Here is a 21,585-nt window from a genome sequence, read left to right as displayed (position 1 = left end):
TCCTGGTTAGGCCGCCGCGCCCTCGCGCAGACCCTCGACCGACCCGGAAGTCATGCGGCGGCCGACGGCTGGATAAGCCTCTCAGGTGCGGCCCTTGCCGCCGAAGCCGCCGCTGATCCGGCGCAGCACCGCGCGCGGCAGCAGGCCGCCGATCGCGACGACGGCCTTGTACTGCAGGCTCGGCACCGAGATCACCTTGCCGCGGCGCAGGTCCGCGAGCGCCTCGCCGACCACCTGTTCGACACCCAGCCAGGCGATTTTCGGGCCCGGTTTCCCGATGCCGGCCCGCTGGTGGAACTCCGTCGCGGTGAAACCGGGGCAGAGCGCCATCATCCGGACGCCCTCGGGCAGCGACGCGGCGATGCCTTCGGTGAACGACGTGACCCAGTTCTTGCTCGCGGTGTACGTCGAACCGCGGCCGCTGAAGAACCCCGCGACGCTGCTGACCTGGATGATGTCGCCGTGGCCGCGCTGGATCATGCCGGGGAGCACGGCCCGGGTCAGCCGCAGCACGGCCGTCACGTTGACGTCGAGCTGGCGCTGCAGCGCGTCCGGCGGGATGGTCCAGAAGTCGCCGTTCAGCCCGAACCCGGCGTTGTTCACCAGCAGGTCGACCGGCCCGGCGGCGAGCCGCTCCTCGACGGCCGTCCGACCGTCCACTTCGGACAGATCGGCGGGCAGCACCTCGACGGCGACGCCGTGCTGTTCCCGCAGCTCAGCGGCGTAGGCCTCCAGCCGCGCGGTGTCGCGCGCGACGAGCACCAGGTCGTACTTCTCGGCGGCGAGCGTGCGCGCGAACTGCGCGCCGATGCCCGCGGTGGCACCCGTTATGAGAGCGGTGGTGGTCATGTGAGTGAACGATACCCACAGGTCAGAGCCTCCAGGTGCAGCCGTTTCGCGGTCGGGTTATCGTCCCGGCCATGGGTAAGCACAGCAGGCGCAAGAGCGGCTACCTGCCCAAGGTCGCCGCGCCCGTGGCCCTCCTGTTCGCGTCTCCCGCGACGGCGTTCGCCGCCCCGGCCGACCTCCCCCTGCCCGTGGACCACCGCCACACCACGACGCTCGACAACGACGGCGACACGCTGTCGGCGAGCCGCCGCGACTTCGTCGGCAAGCAGCTCGGCGACGCCCGGATCGCGTCCGACCTGACGGAGGCGGCCGCCACGAGGGGCGACCGCGCGGGGGTGCTCGAGCGGGCTCGCCACGGCGTCTGGCTGGGCCACGGCGTCGACGTCCTGAGCGAGAACGCCGACCAGCTCGACGCCGGGCTCTTCACCGGCGACCTGACGGGCGGGGCCGCCCTGCGGCGTTCGTCCGGGCAGGCCGTGGACCTCGGTCAGCTGGGCGCGGTCGGCACGACGTCCGAAGTGCACGCCATCGGCAGCTTCGCCGGCGACCTCGACGTGGGGCAGACGCACGAACTCGGCGGCCAGCTCGGACCGGCGTCCGGCCTGGTCAAGACGACGTCGGGCTCCTTCAGCGGCGACCTCGGCGTGGACCACGTGGTCCACGTCCAAGGCGGCGTGACGTCGTTGCGCGGCACGCTGACGGCCAGCGTGCTCGACCAGCCGGTGCTCTAGTCCTGCGGCTCGGCGGGCGGCGGGATCGGCGTCCCGGCGGCGGGGGTCGGCGGGTTGCCGCCGATGGACGGGATCGGCGCACTCGCCTGGTGGCGGCCGGCGTCGTAGTCCTCGTCGAACGGGTCGACGATGTCCGCGATCTCGCCGAGGTCGCGCAGCAGCCGCTCGAGCCGCGACGGGCCGGCGGTCGGGGCGACGCTGGCGAGCACCCACTCGGCCTCGAGCCACGCCACGCCGACGTCGCCGCCGAGCTGGTCCGCGGCGTCGACGAGCTCCTGGGTGATCACGGCCCGGGCGCCGTCCGCGTCGTCGGCGAAGGCGTAGCGCGAGCCGATCGGGCCGAGCATCTCGGGCATGTCGGCGCGCTGGAACGGCACGCTCGACAGCCACATCTCGATGGGGATCCGGTGCTTCTTGTTGCAGCGCACGGCGACGACGACCGCGGGGATCTGCCCCTCGGACTCGATGTCGAAGATGAACACCGGGCGGCGGCCGTCGGAGGTGAAGGTCGACCCCGCGACGACGTTCACGGCGGCGTCCGCGCCGAAGTAGCCGATGGCACCGTTGGACCACTGCTGCGGCAGCCGTTCGTCCTCCTCGACGAACTGCCAGCCGCGCAACTGAGCCCAGCGCATGCGCTCACGGTTGCGCGAGCCCTCCTTCGCCCGGTCGGCAGCGAGCAGCCCGAGGCCCGCCACCAGGGCGACGGCCGCGATGACGAACCAGATCCACGCCGGAATACCCACGACGTGCAGGGTATCGCCTGCTACGCCGAAGAGATGATCGCCGGTACCCGTGTCGCCGGGCCCGTTCGGACCATTTCCCCGTCCGCAAGTCGACAAGTCGCTACGAACCACCACTGTGGACGCCCGCGAAAAGCCGAGAAGGGCACCCTCAAGAGCTTGGGGGTGCCCTTCTCGATACTGCGGCGTCAGACGCGGTTGACCGTCAGCGAGTCGCCGGCTTCCAGCTCCGGGATGTCGACCTTCACCGTGTCGCCGTCGCGGATCTCGCCCGACAACAGCGCCTTAGCCAGCTTGTCGCCGATCGCCGACTGGACCAGCCGCCGGAGCGGGCGGGCGCCGTAGATCGGGTCGAAGCCGTTCAACGCCAGCCACTCGCGGGCGCCGTCGGTGACGTCCAGGTTCAGCCGCCGCTGTTCCAGCCGCTTGGCCAGCCGCGCGATCTGGATGTCCACAATGGACGTCAGCTGCTCGGTGCCGAGCGAGTGGAACACGACGATGTCGTCGAGCCGGTTGAGGAACTCCGGCTTGAACTGCCGCTGCACCACGTTGAGCACCGCGTCCCGCCGTTGGCGCTCGTCCAGCGAAGGGTCGGCGATGGCCTGCGAACCGAGGTTCGAGGTCAGGATCAGGATGGTGTTGCGGAAGTCCACCGTCCGGCCCTGGCCGTCGGTCAGCCGCCCGTCGTCGAGGACCTGCAGCAGCACGTCGAAGACGTCCGGGTGGGCCTTCTCCACCTCGTCGAGCAGCACCACCGAGTACGGGCGCCGCCGCACGGCCTCGGTCAGCTGGCCGCCCTGGTCGTAGCCGACGTACCCCGGCGGGGCACCGACCAGGCGCGCCACCGAGTGCTTCTCGGCGTACTCGCTCATGTCGATGCGCTGCATCGCGCGCTCGTCGTCGAACAGGAACTCCGCCAGCGCCTTGGCCAGCTCGGTCTTGCCGACGCCGGTCGGGCCGAGGAACAGGAACGAGCCGGTCGGGCGGTCGGGGTCGGCCACGCCGGCCCGGCTGCGGCGCACCGCGTCCGCGACGACCTGCACGGCCTCGGCCTGCCCGATGACCCGCCGGCCGAGCTCCTCCTCCATCCGGAGCAGCTTGCCGGTCTCGCCCTCGAGCAGCCGGCCCGCCGGGATGCCGGTCCACGCGCTCACGACGTCGGCGACGTCGTCCGCGCCGACCTCTTCCTTGAGCATCACGTTCTGCTGGCTGACCTCGCTCGCCGCGGTGGCCGCTTCGAACTCCTTCTCCAGCGCCGGGATCCGGCCGTAGCGCAGCTCGGCGGCCTTGCCCAGGTCGCCGTCGCGCTCGGCGCGTTCGGACTCGCCGCGCAGCTGCTCCAGCTGCTCCTTGAGCTCGCGGACCTTCTCGATCGAGCCCTTCTCGTTCTGCCAGCGCGCGGTCAATGCGGTCAGCGTCTCGCGCTTCTCGGCCAGCTCGGCACGCAACGCGTTGAGCCGGTCCTTCGAGGCGGCGTCGCTCTCCTTGGCGAGCGCCATCTCCTCGATCTCCAGGCGACGGACGGCGCGCTCGACCTCGTCGATCTCCACCGGCCGCGAGTCGATCTCCATGCGCAGCTTGGACGCGGCCTCGTCGACCAGGTCGATGGCCTTGTCCGGCAGGAAGCGCGCGGTGATGTAGCGGTCGGACAGCGTCGCGGCGGCGACCAGCGCGGCGTCCGTGATCCGGACACCGTGGTGCACCTCGTAACGCTCCTTCAGCCCGCGCAGGATCGCGATGGTGTCCTCCGGCGACGGCTCGCCGACGAGCACCTGCTGGAAGCGCCGCTCCAGGGCGGCGTCCTTCTCGATGTGCTGGCGGTACTCGTCGAGGGTGGTCGCGCCGACCATCCGCAGCTCGCCGCGGGCGAGCATCGGCTTGATCATGTTGCCCGCGTCCATCGCGCCCTCGCCGGTCGCGCCGGCGCCGACGATCGTGTGCAGCTCGTCGATGAAGGTGATGACCTCGCCCGCGGAGTCGGTGATCTCCTTGAGCACGGCCTTCAGCCGCTCCTCGAACTCGCCGCGGAACTTCGCGCCGGCCACCATCGACCCGAGGTCGAGGGCGACGACGCGCTTGCCGCGCAGCGACTCGGGCACGTCCCCGGCGACGATGCGCTGGGCCAGGCCCTCGACGATGGCCGTCTTGCCGACGCCCGGCTCGCCGATCAGGACCGGGTTGTTCTTCGTGCGCCGGGACAGCACCTGCACGACGCGGCGGATCTCGGTGTCGCGCCCGATGACCGGGTCGAGCTCGCCGCCCCGGGCGCGCTCGGTCAGGTCGACGCCGTACTTCTCCAGCGCCTTGAACGTGCTCTCGGGGTCCTCGCTGGTGATCCGGGCGGAGCCCCGGACCTTGACGAACGCCTCCTGCAGCGCGTCCGGCGTCGCGCCGTGGCGCTTGAGCAGGTCGGCCACCTGGCCGCCTTCGGTCGCGAGCCCGACGAGCAGGTGCTCGGTCGAGACGTACTCGTCGCCCAGTTCGGTGGCGAGCTTCTGCGCGCGCGTCAGCGACTTGACGGCGAACGTGTCGAACTGCGGGCTCGACACCGTCGCGCCGGTCGCGGACGGCAGCGCCGCGATCAGCGGCTCGAGCTCCTTGTGCACCACTCCCGGGTCGGCCCCGACCGCGGTCAGCAGCGGTGCGGTCAGCCCCTCACCCTGCGCCAGCAGGGCGCCCAGCAGGTGGGCGGCCGACACGTGCGGGTTGCCGGCCATGGTGGCCGCCTGCGCCGCGGACGAGATCGCCTGCTGGGTCTTCGTGGTCGGGTTGAAAGCGTCCATCCCTCACCTCATGCTCGGTACTTCAAAAGTCCTGGTGACAGGCCTGACCCAGACCTGACACTATCCTTAACGCACGAAAACTTGAGTCTGTTCCGCTCAACTCTGACCGGGTGCGACGGCACCCGCCGGCAACCGCGAACCGAGCATCCCCAGCCCGGCGACGGCGAGACCGGCGCACGCCCCGACCAGCACCCAGGGTAACCAGTCGGCGACCGAGAACAACGCCACCACGGCGGGCGCGAGGACCTGCGCCACGGTGAACGCGTACTGGTACGCAGCCAGGTAACGGCCGCGGGCGACCGGAGGTGCCGCGGCCTCGGCGAGCGCTCCCGAACGCGGGCCGAAGACCAGGTCGCCGGCGGCGAAGACGAGCGTCGACCCGAGCAGGTACACCACCCGCCAGCCGGCCGGCACGAGCAGCACGCCGAGGGTGACCAGGCACCACGCGGCGAACAGCGCCGAGCCCGCCCGCATCGCCGCGATCCGGGTCAGCCCGGCGGTGAGCCGCAGCGCGAGCGTGCCGCCGACGCTGGTCAGCACGGTCAGCAGGGCGAGGATCGCGCCGGGCAGCCAGGCCGGGCCGTGCAACCGGTCGATCACGAACACCGGCGTGCCGACCAGGAAGAAGTCGAGCGAAAGCCCGAAGAGCCCGCTGAAGAGGATCAGCGCGAGGTACGGCCGGTCGCGCAGCACCTTGACCGACCGTTCGCAGTGCGGCTTGTGCGGCTGCGCGAGCCGGACGAACAGGGCGAGGATCGACGCGGCCACGAAGAACGTCAAGGCGTCGAGGACGAGGGCGATCCGGTACCCGCCCTCCCCGAGCCAGGTCAGCAGCGCCCCCGCGACGAGCCCACCGAGGCCGAAGCAGCCGGCCCGCACCATCCCCACCTCGGCGAACGGCCGATCCTTCGGGACGTCGCCCGCGACGTCGGCGATGAGCACGAACAGGGAGCTGTAGAACAGCTGCTGGCCGGTGGCGAGCAGGACCGCGGCGGCCACGACCGGGCCGGCGGCGTCGGCGAGCAGGTACGCGCCCGCGCCGGCGGCCTGCAGCAGCTGGGCGACGATGACCACGGTCCGCGGCCCGACGCGGTCGACGAGCCGGCCGGCCAGCGGCGGCACGACCAGCCCGCCGATCGTGCCGAGCGTGACGGCCGTGCCCGCCACCGCGAGCGGCACGCCGACCACCTGCGTCACGTAGACCAGCCCCAACGGGAGGAACAGACCTGAGCCGAAGTTGTCGATCCCCAGCGCGCACAGCAGTGCGACCCGGCTACGCGTCACCTTCCGACGTTAACCCTGTGGCGCACCGCCAAGTCAGGCCCGAACGGAGACTTTCCGGCTTGCGGAATGCAACTGCCGGTGCGCCTGCGCGAGCACTACGTCACTTGTTCGTGTCGGCCAGGCAGGCGGCGCTGCCGAGGGCCCGGCGGAGGTCGGCGTTCATCTCGGCGAGCCGGCCGGTGAGGTCGGTGACGCGCTCGTCGTCCCAGCCGCCGAGGGCCTTCTCCATGAACTCGAGGTAGTTGCCCCGCCAGCGGGCGAGCTCGGCCCGGCCCTTCTCGGACACGCTCACCAGGGACGCGCGGCCGTCCTCGGGCGCGGGCCGGCGGTCCACCAGCCCGGCGGCGGACAGCTGCGTGATCTGCCTGCTGACCACCGACAGGTCGACGAACCGGCGCTTGGCCAGCTCGGACGGCCGGGCCTCACCGTTCTTCGCCAGGTCCGACAGCAGCATCGCGGCGGCGGGGTGCAACCCCGGCTGGTCCTGCCAGGCCTGCATGACCCAGGCGTGCTGGAGCTGCGACGCGGTCTTCAGCTCGCGCATGAGCTCGACCCGGACATCGTCGTCGCTGTCGTCGAAGCCCATCGGACCCTCCCTGCAATACTTGTGCAATACAAGCATATTGCGAGTCGCTTGCGCGAGCAAGGATCCGACCGGTGAGGTCGCCCACGCCGTCACCGGCCGCAATACACCCGGTCGGAGCAACAATGCGGGCAAAAGGGCGCCCGGCGGCTACCCTGCGGACGGACCGCGCGCGCGGCGCGGACGACTGATCAGATGCAAGCAGTGGCGATGGATCCAGGAGGCGGCAGCAACCCATGACCGCCGACTCGGTCAGCCCGTTCCCCAGGTCTTCGGCCCCGCGTGAAGCCCCCGCGGCCGTCACGGCGATGGTCCGGCTCATCCGCGACAGCTGGGCCAAGTCGGAGCCCTACATCGCCGAAATCTCCCAGTTCTTCTACGGGATGCTCTTCACCCTCGCGCCGACCACGCGCGACTTCTTCCCGATCAACATGGAGATCCAGCGCGGCCGGCTGGTGCGCGCGCTGGTGCACATCGTGCAGATGGTGGACCGGCCCGACGACCTCGCGCCGTTCCTGCGGCAGCTGGGCCGCGACCACCGCAAGTTCGGCGTGGTCCCGCGGCACTACGAAGCCGTCGGCACGGCGCTGCTCGCGTCGCTGAAGAACCACCTCGGCCGGGAGTGGACGCCCGAGGTCGAGCGCGCGTGGGCCGAGGCGTTCACCATCGCCGCGCGGGCCATGCAGGACGCCGCCGCGGCCGACACGAACCCGCCGTCGTGGTCGGGCACCGTCGTCGAGCACCGGCGGCTGACCTGGGACCTCGCCCTGGTGCGGCTGGTGCCCGACCAGCCCGTGCCCTACCACCCGGGCCAGTACGTGAGCGTCGAAGTCCCCCAGCGGCCGCGGCTGTGGCGCTACCTCTCGCCGGCGAACGCGCCGCGCGAGGACGGCGGCATCGAGTTCCACGTCCGCGCGATCGACGGCGGCTGGGTCTCCCGCGCCATCGTCAGCCACACCCAGCCCGGCGACGTCTGGCGGCTCGGCCCGCCACTCGGCCGGATGACGGTCGACCGCGAAACGTCACGGGGCGTGCTGATGATCGCGGGCGGCACGGGCGTCGCGCCGCTGCGGTCGATCCTCGACCACCTCGCACTGTGGGGCGAGAACCCGAAGACGCACCTCTTCTACGGCGGCCCGGCCCGCGAGGACCTCTACGACCTCGAGGAACTGCGCGCGCTCGCGTCGGTCAACCCCTGGCTGACCGTGACGCCGGTGGTGGAGCGCGGCGGCGACGTCCCGGGGTTCGAGCAGGGCACGCTGGCCGAGGCGGTCACGCGGTACGGCTCCTGGCCGGACCACGACGTCCTCGTGTCCGGCTCGCCCGCGATGATCCGCGCGACGGTGTCGCGCATGCTGGTCGCGGGCAGCGCGCTGGACCAGATCCAGTACGACCCCTTCACGATCGACTAGCAGCCAATTCCGGACGCACTCGTCCGGTGCACAAATCGAACGAAGCACGAGAATTGTTACGCACTTCGCGTAAACCGTCCGGGTGATCGTTTTTACGCAGCGCCAGACGGGGTTGACCGCGTGTGGCGGAATTGCTCCGTTCGAGCGGGACCGCGCGGAATCACGCGCATCTGCACGGGAATTCGCCTACAGTCGGGAACCCTCGGGGGCGGCACCGCACGGCGACGCCGCACACACGGCACGAAAAAAGCCTTTGTACGACTGGAGATTACCGTTCCCGATGAGCGCTGAATCACTGAGGGTCTCCCCGCTGCCCCAGACCGTTCCCGTTTCGGCCGTGGAAGGCCGCGAACTGGCCCGGCTTATTCGTGAAAGTTTTGCGGAGATCGAACCGAAAGCGGACGAACTCGCGCAGTACTTCTACGGTGCTTTGTTCGTCATCGCCCCGGATTGCCGCGACATGTTCCCGGTCACCATGACCAGCCAGCGCAGCAGGCTGCTGCGCGCGCTGGTGTACGTCGTGCAGATGGTCGACCGGCCCGACGACCTGGTCACGTTCCTCGGGCAGCTGGGCCGCGACCACCGCAAGTTCGCCGTCATCTCCCGCCACTACGACGCCGTCGGGACCGCGCTGCTCGCCGCGTTGAAACGGTTCCTCAAGCAGAAGTGGACGCACGAGATGGAGGCCGCGTGGACGACGGCGTACGGGCTCATCGCCAAGACCATGCGCGAGGCCGCGCAGGCCGAGACCGGGCCGGCGTCGTGGGCGGCGCGGGTGCTCGACCACCGCCGGCTGTCCCGCGACGTCGCGATGGTGCGCGTGCAGACCGAGGGGCTGTTGCCCTACCGGGCCGGCAGCTACGTGAGCGTGGAGGTGCCGCAGCGGCCGCGGATGTGGCGCTACCTCTCCCCGGCGGGCGCACCGCGCGGCGACGGCCAGATGACGTTCCACGTGCGCGCGGTGCCCGGCGGCTGGGTCAGCGGCACCATCGTCAACCACACCAAGCCGGGGGACGTGTGGCGGCTCGGGCCGGCGATGGGCACGCTGAACGTGCGCCCGACCGCGACGAGGAAACGGCTGTTGATGATCGCCGGCGGGACCGGCGTCACCCCGTTCGTCTCGATCCTCGACGACCTCGCGCACTGGAAGCGCAACCCGCCGGTGCACCTGTTCTTCGGCGGCCGAAGACCGGAGGACCTCTATGCGCTGGACGACCTCCGGCGGCTGACCGCGGTGTCGAAGTGGCTGACGGTGACCCCGGTGACCGAAGAGGGCGCGGTCCTGGGCGGCGACCGCGGCACGCTCGCCCACGCGGTGACCCAGCGCGGCGAGTGGCAGGACCACGACGTCCTCGTCTCCGGCTCGCCCCCGATGATCCGGTCGACGATCGCGAAGCTGCTGGCCGCCGGCGTCGAGCTCGAGCGCATCCGGTTCGACCCGTTCACGCTGGACTGAGCCGGCTCTCAGCCACGCGCGCGGGCGGCGTCGATTCTCGCTATCTTCGCCGATATGGAGATGACTATTCCGGTTTCGGACGGCACGATCGGCGGCTACCTGGCGGAGCCGTCCGGCGAGGGACCGCACCCGGGCGTGGTGCTCATCCACGACGCGTTCGGGCTGAGCCAGGACACGAAGAACATCACCGACCGCTTCGCCGCCGAGGGTTACCTCGCGCTCAGCCCGGACCTGTACTCGCGCGGCGGGATGCGCCGCTGCGTGCGTCGCGTGTTCTCGGACATGTTCGCGAACCAGGGCCGGACGTTCGACGACATCGAGGCGTCGCGCGCGCTCCTGGCCGCCCGCCCGGACTCGTCGGGCCGGATCGGCATCGCCGGGTTCTGCATGGGCGGCGGCTTCGCGCTCGTCGCGGCGTCGCGCGGCTTCGAGGCGTCGGCGCCGTACTACGGGCAGCTGCCGAAGAACCTGTCGGTCCTCGACGACGCGTGCCCGATCGTCGCGAGCTTCGGCAAGAAGGACTTCTCGCTGCGCGGCGCGGCGGCGAAGCTCGAGACGGCGCTCACCGAGCGTGAGATCCCGCACGACGTCAAGGAGTACGACGGCGCGAGCCACGGGTTCGCCAACAAGGTCGAGGTCGCGGCCCCGCTGAACCTGCTGCTCAAGGTCGTCGGGTTCACCTACCACCACGAAGCGTCCGAAGACGCGTGGCGCCGGGTGACGGCGTTCTTCGGCGAACACCTGCAGCAACCGGCGCGACCTTCGCACTGAGCCGAGCGGGCTAGCCTTTTCGCCGAACGGTCGTAGTTCGTTGACCGTTGTGCCCGAATCGACTTATGGTCTAGACCACATCTTCCCCGGATGTGCTCGTTCGTCCTCCCCTTGGAACAAAGCTGTTCCCCTTCGAGGAGCCGAAATGACCTGGAACAGAAAGCTTTTCGCGGCCGCCGCCGGTGTCCTGCTCGCCCCGGTGCTGGTCGTCGTCCTCCCCGCCACCACCGCGAGCGCGCACGGCTACATCTCCGACCCGCCCAGCCGGCAGGCCAACTGCGCGGCCGGGAAGGTCCCGGACTGCGGCCAGATCGTCTACGAACCCCAGAGCGTCGAAGGGCCGAAGGGCCTGCGCAGCTGCAACGCCGGGCTGGCGCAGTTCGCCGAACTGGCCGACGAGTCGAAGCCCTGGCCGGCCAAGTCGGTCGGCACGTCGGTGACGTTCAACTGGGTGTTCACCGCCCGCCACGCCACCAAGAGCTACGAGTACTACGTCGGTAACACGCTCGTGGCATCGTTCAACGGCAACGGCCAGCAGCCACCGGCGACGGTGCAGCACACGGTGAATCTGTCCGGCTATTCGGGCCGGGTCAAAGTGCTGGCGATCTGGAACATCTCCGACACGGCCAACGCGTTCTACAGCTGCGTCGACCTGCAGATCGGGGGCGGCGGCACGACAACCCCGCCACCGCCGACCACGACGACCCCGCCCCCGACGACGACCCGCCCGCCGACCACCACCCCGACGACCCCGCCGTCGAGCGGTACGTGGGCGGCCGGGACGGCGTACAAGGTCGGTGACGTCGTCACCTACAACGGCGTGAGCTACCGCTGCATCCAGCCGCACACGGCGATCGCGGGCTGGGAGCCGCCGAACACCCCGGCGCTCTGGCAGCGCCAGTGAGGGTGTGGCTCGCCGTCGTCGCGCTGCTGCTGACGAGCTGCAGCGCGACGGCGGCCCCACCCGCGTACAACGCGGCCGACGTGATGTTCCTGCAGATGCTGATCCCGCAGAACCAGCAGGGCATCGACATCGTCCGCCTGGCCGCGGACCACCCGTTGCCACCGGCGTTGAAGGAGCTGGCGGCGGCGATCGAGTCGACCCAGCGGACCGAGATCACCGACATGCGGAACTGGCTCCGCGCCTGGTCCCAGCCGGAGTCGATGGACATGAACCCCCAGGCCCACGCGGGCCACGGAGGCATGAAGATGACGTCGCCGGACGTGGTGGGAGCGCTCGGCACAGCCCCGGCCGCCGAGTTCCCGCGCAAGTTCCTCGACGTGCTGTCGGGCCAGCAGCAAGGAGCGGTCGAGCTGGCCCAGACGGAGAACTCGGCGACCGGCGGAGTCAACGCCCAGGCCCGCGACCTGGCCCGGCGCGTTATCGAGTCGCGGACGGCGGAGGTCAAGCAGCTGTTGAACTTCAAGGTGTGACGTCCCCGCGGCGCGGACCGCGAGCAGCCCCCCTGCCCGGCTGCTCGCGGTCGGTCGCGGTTGAAGCCCCGAAATTCGCTTGGCCGCCTTCCCGCGCCGCACTAGCTTCGCGATCATGACCTTCTCCTTCGCCGTCTTCGCGAGGTTGCGCAACCGCCGCTAGCGGCGGCGCACCGAAACTTTTCCCTGCCCGCCGTTCCGGCCATCGCCGGGCGGCCCTCTTGTGCTGCCCGGCTCCCTTCAGAGCTGCGGAGCATCCCTTGAACCCCCTTGCGACCGAACACGCCCACCTGCGCGCGGAAGGCGTCGGCGTCACCCTCGGTTCCCGCCGGGTCCTGCACGACGTGAGCGTCACGGTGTCGGCCCGGTCCCGGCTGGCCATCGTCGGTGAGAACGGGCGCGGCAAGACCACCTTGCTGCACGTCCTCGCCGGGCTCCGGGCGCCCGACCACGGCACCGTCCACCGGACGGGCACGGTCGGCGTCGCCCGGCAGGCGCTGCCGTTCCGGTCCGGCGAAACCGTCGGCACGCTGACCACCGAAGCCCTGCGCGAATCCCACGACGCGTTGCGAGCACTCGCCGCGGCGGCTTCGGACTTCGAGGAAGACCGCTACGCCGTCGCGCTCGATGCGGCCACGCGCCTCGACGCGTGGGACGCCGAACGCCGCGTCGACGTCGCCCTCGAAGCCCTCGCCGCGTGCACCGACCGAAGCCGCGAACTGAGCACGCTCTCGGTCGGGCAGCGCTACCGCGTGCGCCTGGCCTGCCTGCTCGGCGCGCGGCACGACTTCCTGCTGCTCGACGAGCCCGGCAACCACCTCGACGCCGACGGCCTCGCGTTCCTCACCGCCCGCCTGCGCGGGCACGACGGCGGCGTCGCGCTGGTCAGCCACGACCGCGCGCTGCTCGCCGACGTCGCCTCGGAGTTCCTCGACCTCGACCCCAGCCAGGACGGCCGCCCGCGCGTGTATGCGGGCGGGTACCAGGCCTGGCAGGACGGTCGCCGCCGCGACCGCGGGCGCTGGCTCCAGGAGTTCGAGGAGCAGCAGGACACCCACCGGCAGCTGACACTCGCGGTGACGCAGGCTCGCGACCGGCTCAGCACGAGCTGGCGGCCGGACAAGGGCACCGGACGGCACAAACGCCAGTCGCACGCGCCCGGCGTGGTCCAGGCGCTGAACCGCGAGCGGGCGGCGCTGCAGGCGCACCGTGTGACGGTGCCGGAGCCACCGTTGTCGTTGCGCTGGCCCGATTTCGGCACCGGGTCTCTCCGTTCACTGGTCGACGTGCACGAGGTCGCGGTGGCCGGCCGCCTCCGCGGGCCGGTCACGTTGACGATCGCCCGCGGCGACCGGCTGCTCGTCACGGGCGGAAACGGAACGGGCAAGTCGACGCTCTTGTCGGTCCTGACCGGCGAGCCGGCCCCGACGAGCGGGACGGTCCGGCGGGCTCCCGACGCGCGGACAGCGTTGGTGGGCCAGGAAGTCCCGTCGTGGCCGGAGGACCTCACGGCTCGCCGGCTGTTCGAGCGCGAGGGGGTTCCGTTCTCGGCCATGGGCTTGCTCGACGCGGAGGCGTTGCGGACCCCGGTGGGCCGGATGTCCCAGGGACAGCAGCGCCGGCTCGACCTGGCGTTGCGCCTGGCGGGACGCCCGGACTTGCTGGTGTTCGACGAGCCGACCAACCACCTGTCGGCCACGCTGGTCGACGAGCTGACGGAGGCGTTGCTGAAGACGCCGGCCGCGGTGGTGGTGGCGACGCACGACCGCCGGATGCTGGCGGATTTGGCTGCCTGGCCTCGATTGGAGCTCTAACGCAAGAGGGCCTCCCCGGTTGCCCGGGGAGGCCCTCTTCGCTTCAGCGGTCAGCGGCGCTTCGGCCGCCAGACCACCATCGCCGTCTGCTGGTTGAGCGGGACCAGGTCCCGCCGGTAGGACGCGTGCGCCGCCGCCGCGGCCTGTTCCGCCGCCGCGTACGCCGCCGCCAACTCTTCGGTGATCTCCGAAAGCCGGGCCCTCAGCGCGTCGACCTGGTTCTCCAGCTCGATGATGCGCTTGATGCCGGCCAGGTTCACACCGTCCTCTTGCGACAGACGTTGCACCTCGCGCAGCAACGCGATGTCCCGCATCGAGTAGCGCCGCCCGCCGCCGGCGGTGCGGCCCGGCGACACCAGGCCCTGCCGGTCGTAAGTGCGCAACGTCTGCGCGTGCATCCCGGCGAGCTGGGCCGCCACCGAGATGACGAACACCGGGGTCTCTTCGTCGCCCTCCTGCGGAATCCCGCCGAACACCGCACTCACCTGCCTTCGAGCAGCTCAGTGATCTCGGGCCGGGGGTCGTGCCCGGCCATCGCCTCGGCGTACGCCTGCAGAGCCTCGCGCGCCTTGTCGTCCAGTTTGGCGGGAATCGCCGCCTGGAGGGTGACGAGCAGGTCACCTTGCGAACCGTCGCGCTTGGCGATGCCCTTGCCGCGCACGCGCAACACCCGCCCGCTGGCCGTGCCCGGCGGCACCTTGAGCGAGACCTTGGCGTCCAACGTCGGCACCGTGACCGTCGTGCCGAGCGTCAGCTCGGTGAAGTCCACCGGCACGGTCAGCGTCAGGTCGAGCGACTTCGGCTTGCGGCCGAACAGCGCGTGCGGGGCCACGTGCACCCGGACGTACAGGTCGCCCGCCTGCGCGCCACCCCGGCCCGGCTCACCCTGGCCCGCCAGCCGGATCCGCTGGTCGTCTTCGACGCCCGGCGGGATCCGGACGGTCAGCGTGCGAGTCCGCGTGCTGACGCCCTCGCCACCGCACTCCGGGCACGGGTCGTCGATGATCGTCCCGCGGCCACGGCAGTCGCGGCACGGCTCGGAGAAGGCGAACGCCCCCTGGCTGCGGCTGACCAGCCCCGACCCGGAACAGGTCGGGCAGGTCCGCGGCGACGTCCCCGGCTTCGCGCCGTTGCCGCCGCACGTCGAACAGGTCGCCGGGCTCGACAGCCGCAGCGGCAGGGTCGCGCCCTTGACCGCCTCGACGAAGTCGATCCGCACGTCCGTCTCGACGTCGGCGCCGCGCTGCGGCCGGTTGGCCGTCGCACCCGCCGTCGTCCGGCCGCGGCCGAACAGCCCGCCGAGGATGTCGCCGAGCCCGCCGAAGCCGGCCTGCTGGTTGCCTCCGGCCTGGCCGAAGATGTCGCCCATGTCGAAGCCGCCGGCTCCGCCGCCACCGCCGGGGAAGTTGAACCCGCCCCCGCCGCCGAACAGGCGCCGCGCCTCGTCGTACTCCTTGCGCTTGCTCGCGTCGGAGAGCACGCCGTAGGCCTCGGAGACCGCCTTGAACTTCTGCTCCGCCTGCGCGTTGCCGGCGTTCGCGTCCGGGTGGTTCTCCTTGGCCAGCTTGCGGTAGGCCTTCTTGATCTCGTCCGCCGTGGCGTCGGAGGAGACGCCCAGTTCACGGTAGAAGTCCTTACCGATCCATTCCCGTGCGCTCATCGGGCGTCTCCTCCTCCCACTGGGTTTTTCTTACTGCTGCTGGTCATCGAGTCCGCCGTCGAGTGGCAGCTCGCCACCGACGGACGGGTCCACCGGGGCCGCGCCGGGCTCGTGGTCGGTCACGCCGACCAGCGCCGCCCGCAGAACGCGGTCCCCGAAGCGGTAGCCGCGGCGCATGACCACGGTGACCGTCGGGCCCGCCACGTCCGGCGAGGTGTTGTGCTGCACGGCCTCGTGCACGCTCGGGTCGAAGGTCTCGCCCTCGGTGCCGAACGACTCGAGCCCCGCGCGCTGCAGGCCGCTGATCAGCTTGTCGCCGACCGCCTTGAACGCGCCGGTGAGGTCACCGTGCTGCTCGGCCCGCTCGAGGTCGTCGAGCAGCGGCAGCAGGTCGTTCACGACGGTCGCCTTCGCGCCGAGGACGACCGCCTCGCGGTCGCGCTCGACCCGCTTGCGGTAGTTGGCGTACTCCGCCTGCAGGCGCTGGAGGTCGGCGGTGCGCTCGGCCAGCTCCTTCTCGACGTCGGAGACGACCGACACCGAGTCGTCCACAATGGACTCGCCGAGCGACGGGCCCGCGTGCTCCACGGGCGCGTCCTCCGGCTCCGGTGCCGCGTGGGCCGGACCGGGCGGGCGGACCTGCCCGGTCTGGGGGTCCACCCGCCGCCGATCCCGCACGACCACCGGCTCCTCGGGGCCTCGGCCCTGGTTCTCGGATTCGTCGTAGCTGTGGGTCACTTCTTCTCGTCCTCTTCGACGATCTCGGCGTCCACCACGTCGTCGGCCTTGGCCTGGCCGCCGGCCGCACCGGCGTCACCGGCCGCGCCCGAGGCACCGGCCGCACCGGCCGCCGCGTCGGCGTTCGCGTTGGCGTACAGGGCGGTGCCCAGTTCCTGCGAAGCGGTGTTCAGCTTCTCGATCGACTCGCGGATCTTCGCCGAGTCGGTGCCCTTGAGCGCCTCGTTCGACTCGTCGATCGCGGACTTGACCTTGCCCTTGAGGTCCTCGGGCAGCTTGTCGTCGTTGTCCTTGAGGAACTTCTCGGTCTGGTAGACCAGCGTCTCGGCCTGGTTGCGGGTCTCGGCCTCTTCGCGCCGGGTCTTGTCCTCCTCGGCGTGCGCCTCGGCGTCCTTGACCATGCGCTCGATGTCGTCCTTCGGCAGCGCGGAGCCACCGGTGATCGTCATCGACTGCTCCTTGTTCGTGCCCAGGTCCTTCGCGGTCACGTGCACGATGCCGTTGGCGTCGATGTCGAAGGTGACCTCGATCTGCGGCACGCCACGCGGGGCGGGCGGGAGACCGGTCAGCTCGAACATGCCGAGCTTCTTGTTGTGCGCGGCGATCTCGCGCTCACCCTGGAACACCTGGATCTGCACCGACGGCTGGTTGTCGTCCGCGGTGGAGAAGATCTCCGAACGCTTGGTCGGGATCGTGGTGTTGCGCTCGATGAGCTTGGTGAAGACGCCACCCTTGGTCTCGATGCCCAGCGACAGCGGGGTCACGTCCAGCAGCAGGACGTCCTTGACCTCGCCCTTCAGGACACCGGCCTGCAGCGCCGCGCCGACCGCGACGACCTCGTCCGGGTTCACGCCCTTGTTCGGCTCGCGGCCGCCGGTCAGCTCCTTGACCAGCTCGGCGACGGCCGGCATGCGGGTGGAACCACCGACGAGCACGACGTGGTCGATGTCGCCGACGGAGATGCCCGCGTCACGGATGACGTTGTTGAACGGCGCCTTGGTGCGGTCCAGCAGGTCCGAGGTGATCTTCTGGAACTCGGCGCGCGAGAGCTGCTCGTCGAGGAACAGCGGGTTCTTGTCCGCGTCCACGGTGATGTACGGCAGGTTGATGCCGGCCGAGTTCGAGCTGGACAGCTCGATCTTCGCCTTCTCCGCCGCCTCGCGGATGCGCTGCAGCGCCATCTTGTCCTTGGTCAGGTCGATGCCGTTCGCAGCCTTGAACTTGTCGACCAGCCACTTGACGATGCGCTCGTCCCAGTCGTCACCACCGAGGTGGTTGTCACCGGAGGTCGCGCGGACCTCGACGACGCCCTCGCCGATCTCCAGCAGCGAGACGTCGAACGTGCCACCACCGAGGTCGAAGACCAGGATGGTCTGCTCCTTCTCGCCCTTGTCCAGGCCGTACGCCAGCGCGGCGGCGGTCGGCTCGTTGACGATGCGGAGCACGTTCAGGCCGGCGATCTGCCCGGCCTCCTTGGTGGCCTGCCGCTGCGCGTCCTCGAAGTACGCCGGGACGGTGATCACCGCGTCGGTGATGGTCTCGCCCAGGTACGCCTCGGCGTCACGCTTGAGCTTCATCAGCACCCGGGCGCTGATCTCCTGCGACGTGTAGTTCTTGCCGTCGATCTCGGTCTTCCAGTCGGTGCCGATGTGCCGCTTCACGGACCGGATCGTCCGGTCGACGTTCGTCACGGCCTGGTTCTTCGCCGGCTGACCGGTCAGCACTTCGCCGTTCTTGGCGAAGGCGACGATCGAAGGGGTGGTCCGGGAGCCTTCCGAGTTGGCGATGACCGTCGGCTCGCCGCCCTCAAGGACGGCGACGACCGAGTTGGTCGTGCCGAGGTCGATGCCGACCGCTCGCGCCATGGTGCTTTCCTCCTGTGTAAGCCTGCTATGTTCGTGACCTGCACGTTCATCCCCACCTTGAGCGGGGCTCTGGCAAGTTCTATCCGGCTTTCGCACACCTCGTCAAGCTGGACTTGAGTCGACTGCGCTCAACCTTTGTACCCAGCCTAACGAGGCGATCCGGGTTCTTGTTCCCGGGATCCCCGGCAGAGTTGGCGGGAACCGGGTGTGAGCCCGCTCACCAGGTAGTTCACCTCGGCCTCGCGTGCGCACGCCGAGTTGAACAGGCCCGTGTGGCCGTCGTCGGTGCGCGTCAGCAGGGCCGCGCCGTCGATGCTCGCCGCCAGGCCCCGGGCCCAGGACAGCGGCGTCGCCGGGTCGTGGGCGCCGCCCACCACCAGGATCGGCGGGGCGCCGTGGACCGGGTGGGGCCGGGGTGGGTTCTTCGGCGGGACCGGCCAGCCCGTGCAGCCGCTGGTGAAGTCCCAGAACTCCGAGTACCGCCAGCTGTGCGGCGCCACCGCGCGGAGCAGCCCGGCCGTCACGCCCATGTCCGCCGGCCCGGTGAACGGCGACGGGAAGTCGTGGCAGCCGATCGCGCGGTACGCCCCGTAGATCGGCGAGAGGAACTGGTTCCGCTCGGTCAGCCCGCGGGCGTCCGGGAACTCGCCGCCGGCCGCGGCCAGGGCCTTGCCCAGCGCCGGCCACTCCGCCCGGATGTAGAGGTGGTTGTAGACGCCCGCCGAGACCTCGTCGGCCGTCGCCGGGCGGCCCAGGTCGCTCGCCCACACCGCGCCGCGCGACGCCCGGCTCACGACGTCGTCGTAGAAGCGGAGGACGTCCCGGCCGCGCAGGGCGCACTCGGCCGAGTTGCGGCACCAGTCCGCGAACCGGACCAGCGCGTCCTCGGTCGCCGCGGCCTCCTCGAGGATCGCCCGACGCAGCGGGCGGGCGTGGTCGACGGCGCCGTCGAGCACCATCGTCCGCACCCGGTCGGGGTGCTTCGACGCGTAGACCGCGCCCAGCTCGGTGCCGTACGACAGGCCCAGCCACGAGATCTTCGGCTCACCGAGCGCCGCGCGGATCGTCTCGATGTCCTCGGCCGCACTCTGCGTGTCCGCGTTCGCCAGCAGCGGCCCGGTCCGGGCCAGGCAGTCCTCGCCCGCCGCGCGGTTGTGCGCGACCAAGGCGTCGAAGCCCGGCCGGGAAGCGGGGAACCGGTCCAGCGCCGGGTCGAACAGCGTCCCGGGATCGCAGGTGATGCGCGGTGTGCTGAACCAGTCGCCGCGCGGGTCGAAGCCCACGACGTCGAACCGCTGCCGCAGCCGCGCGAGGTCCGGCGAGGCCAGCCCGCCGAACTGCACGAACCCGACGCCGGAACCACCCGGCCCGCCGGGGTTCACCAGCAATGAGCCGATCCGCTGGGCTTGGTCGACCGCCGGCAACCGCGCCAGCGCGAGCCGCACCGAGCCCAGCTCCGGCCGCGCACGGTCGATCGGAACGTCGACCGCCGCGCACTCGGCTGTCGGTTCTTGCTGCGTCGCGCACGGCCGCCAGGCCAGCGAAGACGGAGACGCTGAAGCGACAGCCGGTACGACCCCCATGACCACGACCGCCGCGATGACCCGGCGCACGTCCATGATGTGGTTCCTCCCCCTGCACGCCGTCCTTCGGCGTGCTTCCTTCCTAACAGCGACCCCCGACAGTTCAGGAGCGGCGGCCGGTCCAGGAAGTGAGGAAGAAATCGGAGTTTCCTTGCTGCACAACAACTTCTGTCGGAGTGCCGACCCAGGAAGTCACTCGATAGTGGGAATCCGCGGCGACCGGCACCCCCTGCGCCGGCGCCGCGGATTCCTCCCCCCGCGTGAACCCCACGACGCCGAGCATCGCGAAGGCCCCCAGCAACGCGGCCGCCAGCACGCGCCGTTCGATCTTGCCCATGGTGGAAGTTCCCCCGTAGTAAGGAAAAGGTCAGGCCGCGCGGACCGTGACGCTGCCGCTTTCGGTCGTGAGGTCGAGCGTGTTGGACGCGGAGCCGTCGGTCGGGACGTCGATGCTGCGGTGCCCGCTGTCGCTGTTCCCGACGACCCGGTACGGCCCGCCCGGCACCTCGACGTCGACGCTGCCGCTGTCGGCCTTGATCTTGACGTTGTTCGCCTGCGCCAACGTGAAGTCGACGCGCCCGCTCGACGCCGTCACGTCGACCGGCCCGCGCACCCCGGTGCCCTTGACGCTGCCCGAGTCGGCGTGCACCTGGACCTCGCCGACGTCCGACAGGTCGATCCCGCCGCTCTCCAGCCGCAGCTTCACCAGGCCCGGCACGTCTTCGACGCGCGCGTGCCCGGAGTCCGACTGGACGTCCACGCTCGCCACCCCGGCGACGTCCAGGCCACCCGAGTCCAGCCGGCCGGTCACCGGCACGCCCGCGGGCACGACCACCTCGAAGTCGACCGAGCAGTTGTTCCCGCAGTCGGTGAGCACGAGCTGGTCGCCGTCGACGCGGTAGAAGGTGTCGCCCGGCTTGCTGCGCCAGTGGTAGTTGATTTTTTCGTGCACCGTCGACGGTCCCGTCCCGGTGCGGATCTTCACCGAACCCGAGTCGCCTTCCAGCTTCACGCTGCGGATGGTCTCCGAGAGGGTGTTGCTGTTCTCGAAGTCCGATCCCCAGCCCCAGCCGAACGCGGTCGCCAGGCCGACGCCGATCAGGACGATGCCACCCAGAGCCAGAAGCGGGCGCGCCATGGTCGTTCCCCTCAGTTGTTTCCTCTGCGTGAGAAACGTTATGGCCGGGTGAGGGGCGCGCACATGGGGGTAACCCCCCGAAAGACCCTGAGATCCGTCCCTGACACGCGGGGGCGGGCCGACAGGCCTAATCTGGCGCCAGGCTCAGTTTCGTGATCAGGAGGATCCATGCCGCAAGCACCCGGCCCGTACGAATCCCTGCCCGACGTGCCGTCCTTCACCCTCCGCAGCAACGATGTCGCCGACGGCGAAACCCTCGCCATGCCTCACCTCTCCGGCATCTTCGGCGCCGGCGGCGAAGACCGTTCGCCCCAGCTGGCCTGGGAAGGCTTCCCGGCGGAGACGAAGAGCTTCGCGGTGACGTGCTACGACCCGGACGCCCCGACCGGCAGCGGCTTCTGGCACTGGGCCGTGTTCAACATCCCGGCATCGGTGACGGAGCTGGCCTCCGGCGCGGGCGACGGCTCGGGTCTGCCGGAAGGCGCGGTCACGTTGAAGGGCGACGGCGGCGTCAAGCAGTTCCTCGGCGCGGCGCCCCCGCCCGGGCACGGCCCGCACCGCTACTACTTCGCGGTGCACGCGCTGGACGTCGACAAGCTGGACGTCCCGGAGGACGCGACCCCGGCGTTCCTCGGCTTCAACATGTTCGGCCACACGCTCGCCCGCGCGGTGCTCACGGCGGTGTACGAGAACAAGGGCTGAGTTCTTTCGGGACGGGCCCGGCGCTGTCGCGGATCGGCA

20 protein-coding genes are annotated in these 21,585 nt (G+C 70.8%); 8 read left to right on the top strand and 12 right to left on the bottom strand.

Annotation, left to right across the window (positions count from 1 at the left end; all coding sequences use genetic code 11):
• Positions 1-81: 81 nt before the first annotated feature.
• Positions 82-849: an SDR family NAD(P)-dependent oxidoreductase gene (locus ACZ7OH_RS18290; RefSeq protein ID WP_400896996.1), complete on the bottom strand. Its 768-nt coding sequence runs from the start codon at positions 847-849 to the stop codon at positions 82-84.
• A 71-nt stretch (positions 850-920) separates the two neighbouring features.
• Here ACZ7OH_RS18290 and ACZ7OH_RS18285 point away from each other — a divergent pair, with 71 nt between their 5' ends.
• Positions 921-1,580: a hypothetical protein gene (locus ACZ7OH_RS18285; RefSeq protein WP_470281818.1), complete on the top strand. Its 660-nt coding sequence runs from the start codon at positions 921-923 to the stop codon at positions 1,578-1,580.
• On the opposite strand, the gene ACZ7OH_RS18280 is transcribed toward ACZ7OH_RS18285, so the two are convergent.
• From ACZ7OH_RS18280 to ACZ7OH_RS18265, 4 genes are all read right to left on the bottom strand, one after another.
• Complete coding sequence (locus ACZ7OH_RS18280) at positions 1,577-2,326, bottom strand: hypothetical protein (RefSeq protein ID WP_470281817.1); 750 nt, start codon at positions 2,324-2,326, stop codon at positions 1,577-1,579. The genes ACZ7OH_RS18285 and ACZ7OH_RS18280 overlap by 4 nt on opposite strands.
• A 185-nt stretch (positions 2,327-2,511) precedes the next feature.
• Positions 2,512-5,106, bottom strand: coding sequence for an ATP-dependent chaperone ClpB (gene clpB, locus ACZ7OH_RS18275; RefSeq protein ID WP_470281816.1), 2,595 nt, complete (start codon positions 5,104-5,106; stop codon positions 2,512-2,514).
• 96 nt (positions 5,107-5,202) lie between these two features.
• Entirely contained in the window at positions 5,203-6,390 is a 1,188-nt protein-coding gene (locus tag ACZ7OH_RS18270; RefSeq protein WP_470281815.1) for an MFS transporter, read from the bottom strand.
• A 100-nt stretch (positions 6,391-6,490) separates the two neighbouring features.
• Complete coding sequence (locus tag ACZ7OH_RS18265) at positions 6,491-6,976, bottom strand: MarR family winged helix-turn-helix transcriptional regulator (RefSeq protein WP_400897006.1); 486 nt, start codon at positions 6,974-6,976, stop codon at positions 6,491-6,493.
• A gap of 233 nt (positions 6,977-7,209) precedes the next feature.
• Between ACZ7OH_RS18265 and ACZ7OH_RS18260 the strand changes: the two genes are divergently transcribed.
• From ACZ7OH_RS18260 to ACZ7OH_RS18235, 6 genes are all read left to right on the top strand, one after another.
• A complete protein-coding gene (locus ACZ7OH_RS18260) occupies positions 7,210-8,385 on the top strand; it encodes a globin domain-containing protein (RefSeq protein WP_470281814.1) in 1,176 nt (391 codons plus the stop codon).
• Between the two features lie 352 nt (positions 8,386-8,737).
• Positions 8,738-9,841, top strand: coding sequence for a globin domain-containing protein (locus ACZ7OH_RS18255; RefSeq protein WP_470281874.1), 1,104 nt, complete (start codon positions 8,738-8,740; stop codon positions 9,839-9,841).
• Positions 9,842-9,895: 54 nt separating this feature from the next.
• On the top strand, positions 9,896-10,612 hold the full coding sequence (locus ACZ7OH_RS18250; protein WP_470281813.1) for a dienelactone hydrolase family protein: 717 nt from the start codon (positions 9,896-9,898) through the stop codon (positions 10,610-10,612).
• 145 nt (positions 10,613-10,757) lie between these two features.
• Positions 10,758-11,516, top strand: coding sequence for a lytic polysaccharide monooxygenase (locus tag ACZ7OH_RS18245; protein ID WP_470281812.1), 759 nt, complete (start codon positions 10,758-10,760; stop codon positions 11,514-11,516).
• On the top strand, positions 11,513-12,046 hold the full coding sequence (locus ACZ7OH_RS18240) for a DUF305 domain-containing protein (RefSeq protein WP_470281811.1): 534 nt from the start codon (positions 11,513-11,515) through the stop codon (positions 12,044-12,046). Before ACZ7OH_RS18245 ends, ACZ7OH_RS18240 begins: the two co-directional genes overlap by 4 nt.
• Before the next feature lie 260 nt (positions 12,047-12,306).
• On the top strand, positions 12,307-13,860 hold the full coding sequence (locus ACZ7OH_RS18235) for an ATP-binding cassette domain-containing protein (protein WP_470281810.1): 1,554 nt from the start codon (positions 12,307-12,309) through the stop codon (positions 13,858-13,860).
• Between the two features lie 50 nt (positions 13,861-13,910).
• On the opposite strand, the gene ACZ7OH_RS18230 is transcribed toward ACZ7OH_RS18235, so the two are convergent.
• The 7 genes from ACZ7OH_RS18230 to ACZ7OH_RS18200 all read right to left on the bottom strand — a co-directional run bounded on the left by ACZ7OH_RS18230 (position 13,911) and on the right by ACZ7OH_RS18200 (position 20,844).
• Positions 13,911-14,336, bottom strand: a complete 426-nt coding sequence (locus ACZ7OH_RS18230) for a heat shock protein transcriptional repressor HspR (RefSeq protein WP_400897588.1) — start codon at positions 14,334-14,336, stop codon at positions 13,911-13,913.
• A gap of 5 nt (positions 14,337-14,341) precedes the next feature.
• The gene (gene dnaJ / locus ACZ7OH_RS18225; RefSeq protein WP_470281809.1) at positions 14,342-15,520 is read right to left on the bottom strand and encodes a molecular chaperone DnaJ; all 1,179 of its coding nucleotides are present in this window, start codon (positions 15,518-15,520) and stop codon (positions 14,342-14,344) included.
• 30 nt (positions 15,521-15,550) lie between these two features.
• Positions 15,551-16,258 carry a nucleotide exchange factor GrpE gene (gene grpE / locus ACZ7OH_RS18220; RefSeq protein ID WP_470281808.1) on the bottom strand — a complete coding sequence of 236 codons (708 nt, stop codon included), beginning with the start codon at positions 16,256-16,258 and terminating at the stop codon, positions 15,551-15,553.
• A complete protein-coding gene (gene dnaK / locus ACZ7OH_RS18215; RefSeq protein WP_400897022.1) occupies positions 16,255-18,123 on the bottom strand; it encodes a molecular chaperone DnaK in 1,869 nt (622 codons plus the stop codon). Before dnaK ends, grpE begins: the two co-directional genes overlap by 4 nt.
• Positions 18,124-18,269: 146 nt before the next feature.
• A complete protein-coding gene (locus tag ACZ7OH_RS18210; protein WP_470281807.1) occupies positions 18,270-19,742 on the bottom strand; it encodes an alpha/beta hydrolase in 1,473 nt (490 codons plus the stop codon).
• A gap of 67 nt (positions 19,743-19,809) precedes the next feature.
• Complete coding sequence (locus ACZ7OH_RS18205) at positions 19,810-20,043, bottom strand: hypothetical protein (protein ID WP_470281806.1); 234 nt, start codon at positions 20,041-20,043, stop codon at positions 19,810-19,812.
• A gap of 30 nt (positions 20,044-20,073) precedes the next feature.
• Positions 20,074-20,844 carry a DUF4097 family beta strand repeat-containing protein gene (locus ACZ7OH_RS18200; RefSeq protein ID WP_470281805.1) on the bottom strand — a complete coding sequence of 257 codons (771 nt, stop codon included), beginning with the start codon at positions 20,842-20,844 and terminating at the stop codon, positions 20,074-20,076.
• Positions 20,845-21,012: 168 nt separating this feature from the next.
• Here ACZ7OH_RS18200 and ACZ7OH_RS18195 point away from each other — a divergent pair, with 168 nt between their 5' ends.
• Positions 21,013-21,546: a YbhB/YbcL family Raf kinase inhibitor-like protein gene (locus tag ACZ7OH_RS18195; RefSeq protein WP_400897030.1), complete on the top strand. Its 534-nt coding sequence runs from the start codon at positions 21,013-21,015 to the stop codon at positions 21,544-21,546.
• The last annotated feature ends 39 nt before the right edge of the window (positions 21,547-21,585 follow it).

This window comes from Amycolatopsis sp. NPDC114478 (assembly GCF_055633805.1).
Note: the sequence above shows the minus strand (reverse complement) of the source record. Positions and strands in the feature narration are given on the sequence as shown.